Here is a 9,503-nt window from a genome sequence, read left to right as displayed (position 1 = left end):
GCCGTGGAAAATATTCTGGTCTCATCTGCCGCCCGGCGCCCCCCTTCGCCCCCCCCCCCCGCCGTACCCCCCCCCCCCCCCACCCCCCCCCCCCCCCCCCCGGGGGGCGCCCCCCCCCCCCCCCCCTTCGTTTTCGCAGGCTTCGAAATCAGTCCTTTTCGAAGATGCGTGCCTTGGCGACGACGCCAGCGATTGCGCCGCCGATCAGCGGCGCAACGATGAACAGCCAGAGCTGGCTGAGGGCTGCGCCGCCGGTAAACAGCGCCGGGCCGATCGAACGCGCCGGATTGAGCGAGGTGCCGGTCACCGGGATCATTGCGAAGTGCAGTCCGGCCAGCGTCAGGCCGATGACCAGGCCGGCGAACGCCGTCGAGTGCTTCTCGGCGGTGACGCCGAGGATGACTGTGACGAAGGTGAAGGTGCCGATCAGCTCCCACAGGAAGGCCGAACTCGTCCTCCATTTCGCCACGTCCCAGCCATTGGCGCCGAAACCGGTGGTGTGCCCGCCGGTCTGGCCGGAGACGATGATCCACAGCGCCAGCGAGGCCAGAATGGCGCCGATGATCTGCGCGATCCAGTAAGGAATCACATCCTTGGCCGGCAGCCGGCCGGCAAGGAAGACGCCGAGCGTGACGGCCGGGTTGAGATGTGCGCCTGAGATGGGACCCACCGCGTAAGCCGCCGCAATCAGGCCGATGCCGAACGCCAGGCCGATGGCTTCCTGGCCCAGCGGCAAGTCGGCGAGAAAGCCACCCGTCGCCACCGACGCCGTGCCGATAAACACCAATAGAAATGTCCCTAGAACTTCCGCAAGATACGTTTTCATTGCCCTCTCCTCGTATCGATCCGTCGGTCCGCTTTTCCGCGCCGCGAATCATGGCGCAAAGAGTATTCCCAACGCAAAAGCTTGGAAAGCAGAGCAATTGCGCCACAGATCGTGCTTACGGCGGCCAGTTACCAACATTAGAGATCTTGCATATATTTGAGACTTGTTATCGCCGGCGGGCGGACATTTGCCGGCGGGGAAAATCGTCGGCCGCGAGCGGAAGGCCTCGTCGCCGCGAAATTCAAGCGGGGTTCAATCTCGACGCGAAACGCTCTAAGAGCAGGCCGAAGGATACTGTGCTCGATAGGTGGAATGACGAATGCGACTGGGCGGACGGCTGGCGGCAGCCATTGAAGTGCTGGACGACATTGGCCGGCGCCACCGGCCGGTGGCCGATGCGCTGAAAGATTGGGGCCTGTCGCATCGCTTTGCCGGCGGCGGCGACCGCGCGGCGATCGGCAACATCGTCTACGACGCGCTGCGCCACAAACGTTCCGCCGGCTGGCTTTTGGGTGAAGACACGCCCCGCGCCATCGGCTTCGGCGCGCTGCTCATCGAATGGGGCCAGACGCCGCAATCGCTTAACGATGCGCTCCAGGGTGACAAGTTCGCGCCGCCGCTGCTCAGCGCCGCCGAGTTGCAGGCGCTGGCCGAGCGCCGGCCTGAAGACGCGCCGGAGGCGGTGCGGGCGGACATACCCGACTGGTGCGCGCCGCTCTTCGAACGATCCTTTGGCGCAGACTGGGTTGCGGAAGGGGCGGCTTTGGCGACCCGCCCGCCGCTCGACATCAGGGTCAATACGCTGCAGTCCGACCGCGCCAAAGTGCTGGCGGAACTCGCCGAAACCGGCGCCAAGGCAGCCGCTATCGCGCCGCAAGGCATTCGCATCCCGCCCATCGACGGCGACGGCAGGCACCCGAACGTACAGGCCGAGCCGGCCTTCCAGAAAGGCTGGTTCGAGGTCCAGGACGAAGGCTCGCAGATCGTTGCCGCCCTTGCCGGCGCGCAAGCCGGGATGCAGGTGCTCGATTTCTGCGCCGGCGCCGGCGGCAAGACGCTGGCGCTGTCGGCGGCGATGGCCAACAAAGGCCAGGTCTTCGCCCATGATGCCGAAAAAGCGCGGCTGGCGCCGATCTTCGACCGCCTCCGCCGTTCGGAAAACCGCAACGTCCAGGTTGTCACCAAGCCGGCTGAGCTCAGCCCCCTCGCAGGCCACATGGACATCGTGCTGGTTGATGCGCCCTGCACCGGCAGTGGCACCTGGCGGCGCCGTCCAGACGCCAAATGGCGGCTGACGCAAAGACAGCTCGATGCCCGCAAGGGCGAGCAGTCGGCGATCCTCGACGCGGCCAAGGCCTATGTCAAACCGGGCGGCCTGCTGGTCTACATCACCTGTTCGGTGTTCGACGAGGAGAATGGCGAGCAGATCGCTGCCTTCCGCGAGCGGCACAAGGGCTTCGTTCCGGTCGATCATCGCGCGCTCTGGGATGCCAGCTTCCCCGGCCACGCAGCGGCCGCCCGGATCGGCAAGACAAGCGATATCTCGCTGTCGCCGGCGCTCAGCGGCACCGACGGGTTCCATTTCTGTGCGCTGCGTCGGGCGAATTGACGCTGCGATTGACAGGCTGACATAGCGCCAGTTGCAGATGCGCGGCGTCGGCCGCCAGACGGGGTAGAATTCTTGCAAAGATATGTGTCGCCTCTGCTTTTCCTCATTCTGGTGCTCGGCGGCGGCCTGTTGATCGGCTATGCGACGTTGCCGGGTGAATGGTATGCCTCGCTCGCCAAGCCGCCCTTCAACCCGCCCAACTGGGTCTTCGCGCCGGCCTGGACGCTCCTTTATGTCCTGATCGCCGTAGCCGGCTGGCGGACATGGGAGCGGGAACGAGCAGGCGCCGCGATGAAGATCTGGGCCCTCCAGCTTGTTCTGAACTTCGCCTGGTCGCCGACTTTCTTCGGCGCCAAACTGGTGGGGCCGGCACTGGTCGTGATCCTGGCTCTTCTCGCCAGCATTGCGCTGTTCATAGCCACGGTGTGGAACCGCGATCGGGTTTCCGGCTGGCTGTTTGCGCCCTATTCCCTATGGGTGGCCTTCGCCACCTTGCTCAATGCGTCGCTGCTCCTGTTGAACTGAGTGCTTTGCTGCAGTGCAGCAAAAGCATTTGCGTGGCGTTCAGGCGTCTGCGATAAGCTTTGCAGATAAATCAGGGCGATGGCCATGGCAGCAAAGATCGTACCCGCACCCGATTATGAGGACCGCGTCAGGGCGTCGTTCGCCCGCCAGCAGGCGATGGCGACCATTGGCGCCGAGCTGACCCTTGTGACGCCGGGCATCATCGAGATCGAAATGCCCTATTCGGCCGCACTCACGCAGCAGCATGGTTTCCTGCATGCCGGCGTGATTTCGACCGCACTGGACTCGGCTTGCGGCTACGCCGCGTTCTCGCTGATGCCGGAAAATTCCGGCGTGCTGACCATCGAGTTCAAGGTCAATCTCCTGGCGCCCGGCCGGGGCGAACGCTTCCTGTTCCGCGGCTCGGTGACCAAGCCCGGCCGCACCATCATCGTCGCCGACGGCCAGGCCTACGCCTTTGCCGCCGATGGCGAGGCCAAGCTGATCGCGACCATGACCGGCACGATGATGACGGTGGTTGGCCGTGACGGGATAGCAGGCTGATGGCCAAAATTACGCGAATTGGTGGCAAGGACGTCCTCTTCGTCATGGCGGCGCAGGCCGAGTACGGTCCGCATCTGCAAAAACTGTTCACGCCGCTGATGACGGGCGTCGGCCCGGTAGAGGCAGGTGTGCGGCTCGGCGCCGAACTGTCATGGCTGAAATCCGAGAAGGCGTTGCCCGATCTCGTCGTCTCGCTCGGCTCCGCCGGCAGCCGCACACTGGAGCAGACGGAAATCTACCAGGCGGTCTCGGTCAGCTATCGCGACATCGACGCTTCGCCGCTAGGCTTCGAAAAAGGCGCGACGCCGTTCCTCGACCTGCCGGTGACCGTCCCGCTATCATTCAGGATACCGGGCATTAAAGAAGCCAGCCTGTCGACCGGCGGCGCCATCATCACCGGCGCCGCCTACGACGCCATCGCCGCCGATATGGTCGACATGGAAACCTTCGCCTGCCTGCGCGCCTGCCAGTTGTTCGATGTCCCGCTTATCGGCCTGCGCGGCATTTCAGACGGTGCAGCCGATCTGCGCCACGTTGGCGACTGGACCGAATATCTGCATGTCATCGACGAGAAGCTGGCGGATGCGGTCGCTCGGCTCGAACAGGCCATCGGCTCCGGCACGCTACACAAGGAGCAGCCTGGGCAAGAGTCGGCGCCGCTCTGAAAGTCGGGTTGCGCACCCCATTGCGCCGACTCGTTTCTTTCTCTAAAGGCTCGCCATGACGACAGCCAATCATCCCGATACAGTCCTGATTGTCGATTTCGGCAGCCAGTTTACGCAACTCATCGCCCGCCGCATCCGCGAGGCTGGCGTGTTTTCCGAGATCGTGCCGTTCCAATCGGCCGAAGCTGCCTTCAAGCGCATCAATCCGAAAGCCGTGATCCTGTCGGGCGGTCCCGCCTCGACATCGGACATCGGCAGCCCGCGCGCGCCGCAGATCGTCTTCGATGCCGGCGTACCTGTGCTCGGTATCTGCTACGGCCAGATGGCCATTTGCGTGCAGATGGGCGGCGTCGCCGAAAGCTCGAACCATCGCGAATTCGGCCGCGCCTTCGTCGAGATCGAAAAGGACAGCCCGCTGTTCGAGGGCCTGTGGGCGCCAGGCCAGCGCCACCAGGTGTGGATGAGCCATGGCGACCGCGTCATCTCGCTGCCCAAGGGGTTCGAAGTCTTCGGCAAGTCGGAAGGCTCGCCTTTCGCCATCTTCGGCAACGTCGCGCGCAAGATGTACGGCATCATGTTCCACCCGGAAGTTGTGCATACGCCGGATGGCGCCAGGCTGCTGAGAAACTTCGTGCACAACATCGCCGGCATCGAAGGCGACTGGACGATGCGCGCCTATCGCGAGCATGCGGTCGAGACAATTCGCAAACAGGTCGGCAAGGGCAAGGTGATCTGCGCGCTGTCGGGCGGCGTGGATTCATCGGTCGCCGCACTTTTGATCCACGAAGCGGTCGGCGACCAGCTGACCTGCATTCTTGTCGACCATGGCCTGATGCGCAAGGACGAGGCCGCCGGCGTGGTGGCGATGTTCCGCCAGCACTACAATCTGCCGCTGATCCTGGTCGACGCGTCGGAAAAATTCATCTCGGCGCTGGAAGGCGAGTCCGACCCCGAGAAGAAGCGCAAGACCATCGGCCGGCTGTTCATCGAAGTGTTCGAGGAAGAGGCCAAGAAACTCGGCGGCGCCGATTTCCTGGCGCAAGGCACGCTCTATCCCGACGTCATCGAGAGCGTCTCCTTCACCGGCGGCCCGTCGGTGACCATCAAGTCGCACCACAATGTCGGCGGCCTGCCGGCGCGCATGAACATGCAGCTGGTCGAGCCGCTGCGCGAACTGTTCAAGGACGAGGTGAGGGCACTGGGCAAGGAACTCGGCCTGCCCGAAAGTTTTATTGGCCGCCATCCGTTCCCTGGACCAGGCCTTGCCATCCGCTGCCCCGGCGGTATCACCCGCGAAAAGCTCGAAATCCTGCGCGAGGCCGACGCCATCTATCTCGACGAGATCCGCAAGGCCGGCCTCTACGACGCCATCTGGCAGGCTTTCGCCGTGCTGCTTCCGGTGCAGACCGTCGGTGTGATGGGCGACGGCCGCACCTACGAATTCGTCTGCGCCCTGCGCGCCGTGACGTCCGTCGACGGCATGACCGCCGACTTCTACCACTACGACATGGCTTTCCTCGGCGCGGCGGCCACCCGCATCATCAACGAAGTCCGCGGCATCAACCGCGTCGTCTACGACGTGACGTCAAAGCCGCCAGGCACCATCGAGTGGGAGTGATTCAGGCCCACTCAAACGCCGCCGAAAACACGCCATTGTACGCCATAACTATTTGACAACACATATAAACCCATTCGGCGACAATCGGTGCGCAGAGATTGGATTGACGGACCGGCTGAGGGACCTTCCGCATATTGGTAGCTCAGATTTTTCGAAGTACCGTCAGATCCAATGAGGCTCTGACGGTATTTTTTTATGCCTTAAGGAATTGAAGATAAAACAAAATTTCTGCCGAAGAGCCTCGAAATTGTACTGACGGTACTTTTCAGGAGGTAGCGGGGAATGCTGACGGACGTCGCCCTTAAAGCCCTGAACCAAAAGAGAACATCTACAAGATTGCGACGGCATGTATGTTCGCGTCATGCCCAGTGGCGCGATCTCCTTTCGGCTGGATTACAGGCTCAACGGAGGCCGCGAGACGGTCTATCTTGGCAGGTATGGACGGGACGGAATCTCGCTTGCCTCAGCCGGGAGAAGTGTCTCGACGCGAAGCGCGCTATTGGCGAGTGACGGTCGCCGGCGATAGAAAAGCAGCGCGACAAGCGCCGAGTTGTCACCCCGGTCTCCGGCCGACTTCAGCGCCGAAATGGCTACCAAACCAAAGCGATGCCCGGGCCTCCAAGGCCTCTTCTTATTCCGGCCAAGCCGGCCCGGAGCGCCGCATTCACTCACATCCCTTGAACCTGAGTGCAGAGTTGCCGCATCGAAGCCATTTGAGCAGCCGAGTTCGCGCCCGAACCCGTGCTGGTGCTGGCGGTCGTATCGCCAGCTGTATTCGAGGATCCCGACGTGCCGGTGGTTGTACCCGAACCAGTGCTGTTGCTGGCCGTGGTGTTACTGCCGGTCGAACCAGAGCTGCCTGAAGTGCCGGTGGCTGTGCCAGAGCCGGTGCCGATACTCGCCGTTGTATCACTGCCGGTCGAAGCCGAGCTACCTGACGTGCCGGTCATTGTGCCAGAGCCAGTGCCGTTACTGGCCGTCATCCTCGAGCAGTCGGAGCGAACCTGTGCCTGCTGTTCAGAGCTCAGGGACGACCAGTTCTTGCGGATCTCATCCTGCGACAGAAGTCTTCCCGAATTGGCGTCGCTGAAGAATGAGCCGGAGAGCTTGCTGTCCCAGCCGCTCGGGATACCGCTTTGGCCGGAGCCGGACGTAGAGCTCATACTGGACCCGGCCGATGAGCCGGACGTTCCGTTCGTGCCGCTGGATGTTCCCGACGACTGCGCCAAGGCCGCGGTGGCGAGACAGAGAGAGATCGCTGTAGCTGTCAAAATCTTACGTTTCATGTGAGTCTCCTTTGGGGTTCGACGCCGTTGCGGCGTCGAATCCTAATCCCGAGGAAAGGCACTTGTTCCTGTAAAGAGTGGAATTCGATGTCATGATCCTTGTGCACCAGCCTTGGCCTCGAATGCGATGCCGGAGCGCTTCAACGACGACTGACGCCTCAGGCGAGAGCTGTCCGCTACTGGGTGTTAGAGGCGATATGCGGAACGCTTGCCGAATAGTTGGGTGCCACCATCGGGTAATTGCGAGGCAGGTTCCATTTGGTTCGGTAATCGTCCGGATTCATGCCCAGTCGGCCAAGGTGCGAACTGCGTCGGGTCTCGGTTAGAGACAGGAGGGTGGCCTTTGCCGCGGCGTATAGCTCGACATGCGGAGCTCGTCTCGACCGCGCACACTCAATATGTTTTACGATGACGCCCCCCAGATGTCATATGAGCGAATGCCTTTCCGGCGAAATAAATTGCTCCCAGCAGGTCGACGCTCAGCACCTTCAGCCAGCCCGCTCTAGTGAATGCCTCAATGGTTAAAGATTATCAGGCCGGCGCGTTGTTGACGATTATTACCAACCTGCCGAACGCGTGAGCGCAAGTCGACAGCACCGTGATAGCGGCCTCCCCGGCGCGCCCCTTGTCGAACCGATGCGCGCCTTCTCGACCTTGCCTCCACCCACGTCGGCTCACCCGTGCACCTTCGGTGCCCAACCGCATGGCGATTGCCAGTCCAATGCCGCTTGCAGCACCGGTTACAATGCAGTCTTGTTATCCAGGCGCATCGGGTTCGACCTCTTTCTGGGGAGCAGCAAGTGGTTCAGTTCAGCCTTCAGCGACCCGATCCACGCTCAGCAGGCTGCGCGCATAATCCTGTTGCGCGCGAACAATGGCATCGTCTTGCTGTGAGGGAAGAAAGACCGGCAAAGCAAGGCAGACACTTTGTGTGGCCAACAGCTTGTTCCAGTTCGCGATCAGCGCCTTGAAAGCGCGCCCCACCGCCCTCGGATTTCGGTCGAGGTCATAGAGGCCGAGCGGATTGATCCGTCCGTTGTTCTCCCGAAGCGCACTGTCCCAGTCCACCTGATCCGTCAGCGAGTACCAGGTGAAGCCTACGATGGGGATGCCATCGTTGCGGATCCGCAGCACGTTGGCCCACTCTTTCCACAGCCAATAGACGGCCTCGTCTCCATTGGGGCCTTCGCTGATGTTGGTCTCCGTATGCATTACGGGAAGCCGGTAGCGGTTGAAGTACTGCCGCGTGATCTCGTCATAGCCAAACACCTCGCCGGACCCGGACGTCGTTCCGTCTGCCCAAACCCGATGTTCGTTGGTCTGGTAATAGTCGGTGCCCATCACGCAATGCCTGCGCAGATGGCTTTCCAGGAAGAAACTGTATTCTTCGGCCGTCATCCCGTTTTCGAGAAGATAGCGATAGGTGTGCGCGTCGACGTCATGACCGTAGTTGAGGTCAAGCGACAGGAAACGCTCGCTGTTGAACCGTTCCGCTCTGCCGACCGCCTCGGGAGAATCGGCGTGGAAGTATTCCGAGGATTCGCTCTGAATGAAGATGGCGTCCGGCCGCACCTCGAGAATCGCCCGCATGGCAAGCACGTTCGCCTTCACGATGTGCTTGAGGGCGGTGACGAAAGCAGTGTCGCTGCTCAGTTGTTCGTTCCACCATCCCCAGCGGGCCGAAAAGGTGGCGCAGATGAACATCTCATTTATTGGGGTGAAGAGCTGGATCCACGGATAGCGCATCGCGAAATCCCTGGCGTAGTGCTCGAATAGTGTCGGAAAGTCCGGGTTCTGGAAGTTGCCAATCCAGTCCGGCACGCCAAAATGGCAAAGGTCGACGATCGGAAGAATGTCTTTCGCCTTCAGGTCCGCGAAGGTCTCATCGGCGAATGCCCAATCATAACGTCCGTCACCCAGCCATGTTTTGTGGATGGGAGGTCCGTAGCGGAGGAAATGCACCCCGAGATCCTGGACCAGTTCGAAGTCGGTGCGCCATCGTTCGTAGAAGCGGCATTTTTCCATTTCGTCGACGCGCTCCCGGCCTTGTCGAATGGTGGGGGTGCTGTTCTCGATGCCGGTGGCAAACATGAACGTGAACATTGATGGTCCTTAGCCAAGGCGGAGATGCCCGCGCTTGGTCAAACGTTCAGTGCTCGACGCAGTTCCTGCAAGACTGCTTGTCAAGTTCGGTGGGCGCCTGACAACCACGTGCCTGCAAGTGCTATTCACAGTCGGTTGACCGTTCGTTGCGAAAGGCAACGGCACATGGCGGAAAAGCCTTCGAACCGGCTTTTTGCCAAAGCCGGAGAATGGCTGGTCGAGAAGGTTCAGCGGCGATTTCTCCAGCCTCACCCGGCCATTCGGAAAGATGGCGCTACGCTCGTGATTGTGAGCAGGGGCCACCCAGGCATAGGCGGGTCGAAATTGG

General features: G+C 61.8%; 9 protein-coding genes and 1 pseudogene. 7 read left to right on the top strand and 3 right to left on the bottom strand.

Annotated features, from left to right (window positions below):
- Nucleotides 1-148 precede the first annotated feature (148 nt).
- On the bottom strand, nucleotides 149-826 hold the full coding sequence (locus NKI05_RS07260; protein ID WP_352792288.1) for an MIP family channel protein: 678 nt from the start codon (nucleotides 824-826) through the stop codon (nucleotides 149-151).
- A 319-nt stretch (nucleotides 827-1,145) separates the two neighbouring features.
- On the opposite strand from NKI05_RS07260, the gene NKI05_RS07255 reads away from it, so the two are divergent.
- The 7 genes and pseudogenes from NKI05_RS07255 to NKI05_RS07225 all read left to right on the top strand — a co-directional run bounded on the left by NKI05_RS07255 (nucleotide 1,146) and on the right by NKI05_RS07225 (nucleotide 7,076).
- Nucleotides 1,146-2,435, top strand: a complete 1,290-nt coding sequence (locus NKI05_RS07255) for an RsmB/NOP family class I SAM-dependent RNA methyltransferase (RefSeq protein WP_352792287.1) — start codon at nucleotides 1,146-1,148, stop codon at nucleotides 2,433-2,435.
- 84 nt (nucleotides 2,436-2,519) lie between these two features.
- Nucleotides 2,520-2,960 carry a TspO/MBR family protein gene (locus NKI05_RS07250; RefSeq protein ID WP_245261809.1) on the top strand — a complete coding sequence of 147 codons (441 nt, stop codon included), beginning with the start codon at nucleotides 2,520-2,522 and terminating at the stop codon, nucleotides 2,958-2,960.
- An 84-nt stretch (nucleotides 2,961-3,044) separates the two neighbouring features.
- Nucleotides 3,045-3,503 carry a PaaI family thioesterase gene (locus NKI05_RS07245; protein ID WP_023686843.1) on the top strand — a complete coding sequence of 153 codons (459 nt, stop codon included), beginning with the start codon at nucleotides 3,045-3,047 and terminating at the stop codon, nucleotides 3,501-3,503.
- Nucleotides 3,503-4,168, top strand: coding sequence for a 5'-methylthioadenosine/S-adenosylhomocysteine nucleosidase (locus NKI05_RS07240; RefSeq protein ID WP_023745697.1), 666 nt, complete (start codon nucleotides 3,503-3,505; stop codon nucleotides 4,166-4,168). Before NKI05_RS07245 ends, NKI05_RS07240 begins: the two co-directional genes overlap by 1 nt.
- A gap of 55 nt (nucleotides 4,169-4,223) precedes the next feature.
- Nucleotides 4,224-5,786 (top strand): glutamine-hydrolyzing GMP synthase, encoded by a 1,563-nt coding sequence (gene guaA / locus NKI05_RS07235; RefSeq protein WP_023707954.1) that lies wholly within the window; start codon nucleotides 4,224-4,226, stop codon nucleotides 5,784-5,786.
- 282 nt (nucleotides 5,787-6,068) lie between these two features.
- Nucleotides 6,069-6,293 (top strand): annotated as a pseudogene (locus NKI05_RS07230) (Arm DNA-binding domain-containing protein); the annotation flags it as partial.
- 234 nt (nucleotides 6,294-6,527) lie between these two features.
- Nucleotides 6,528-7,076: a hypothetical protein gene (locus tag NKI05_RS07225; protein WP_023667727.1), complete on the top strand. Its 549-nt coding sequence runs from the start codon at nucleotides 6,528-6,530 to the stop codon at nucleotides 7,074-7,076.
- Between the two features lie 172 nt (nucleotides 7,077-7,248).
- Here the strand turns inward: NKI05_RS07225 and NKI05_RS07220 are convergent, their stop codons facing one another.
- Nucleotides 7,249-7,404 (bottom strand): MucR family transcriptional regulator, encoded by a 156-nt coding sequence (locus NKI05_RS07220; protein ID WP_502898759.1) that lies wholly within the window; start codon nucleotides 7,402-7,404, stop codon nucleotides 7,249-7,251.
- A 478-nt stretch (nucleotides 7,405-7,882) separates the two neighbouring features.
- The gene (locus NKI05_RS07215; protein ID WP_352792286.1) at nucleotides 7,883-9,175 is read right to left on the bottom strand and encodes a family 1 glycosylhydrolase; all 1,293 of its coding nucleotides are present in this window, start codon (nucleotides 9,173-9,175) and stop codon (nucleotides 7,883-7,885) included.
- Nucleotides 9,176-9,503: the final 328 nt, after the last annotated feature.

Origin of the sequence: Mesorhizobium sp. M0771, assembly GCF_040320155.1 — a bacterium.
Classification (GTDB): domain Bacteria; phylum Pseudomonadota; class Alphaproteobacteria; order Rhizobiales; family Rhizobiaceae; genus Mesorhizobium.
The sequence above is the reverse complement of the archived record's forward strand: the minus strand, read 5'-3'. Positions and strand labels throughout refer to the sequence as shown.

Coding starts and splice junctions, on each gene's coding strand:
- NKI05_RS07260 (WP_352792288.1), bottom strand. CDS start 826: ATGAAAACGTATCTTGCGGAAGTTCTAGGGACATTTCTATTGGTGTTT.
- NKI05_RS07255 (WP_352792287.1), top strand. CDS start 1,146: ATGCGACTGGGCGGACGGCTGGCGGCAGCCATTGAAGTGCTGGACGAC.
- NKI05_RS07245 (WP_023686843.1), top strand. CDS start 3,045: ATGGCAGCAAAGATCGTACCCGCACCCGATTATGAGGACCGCGTCAGG.
- NKI05_RS07240 (WP_023745697.1), top strand. CDS start 3,503: ATGGCCAAAATTACGCGAATTGGTGGCAAGGACGTCCTCTTCGTCATG.
- guaA (WP_023707954.1), top strand. CDS start 4,224: ATGACGACAGCCAATCATCCCGATACAGTCCTGATTGTCGATTTCGGC.
- NKI05_RS07215 (WP_352792286.1), bottom strand. CDS start 9,175: ATGTTCACGTTCATGTTTGCCACCGGCATCGAGAACAGCACCCCCACC.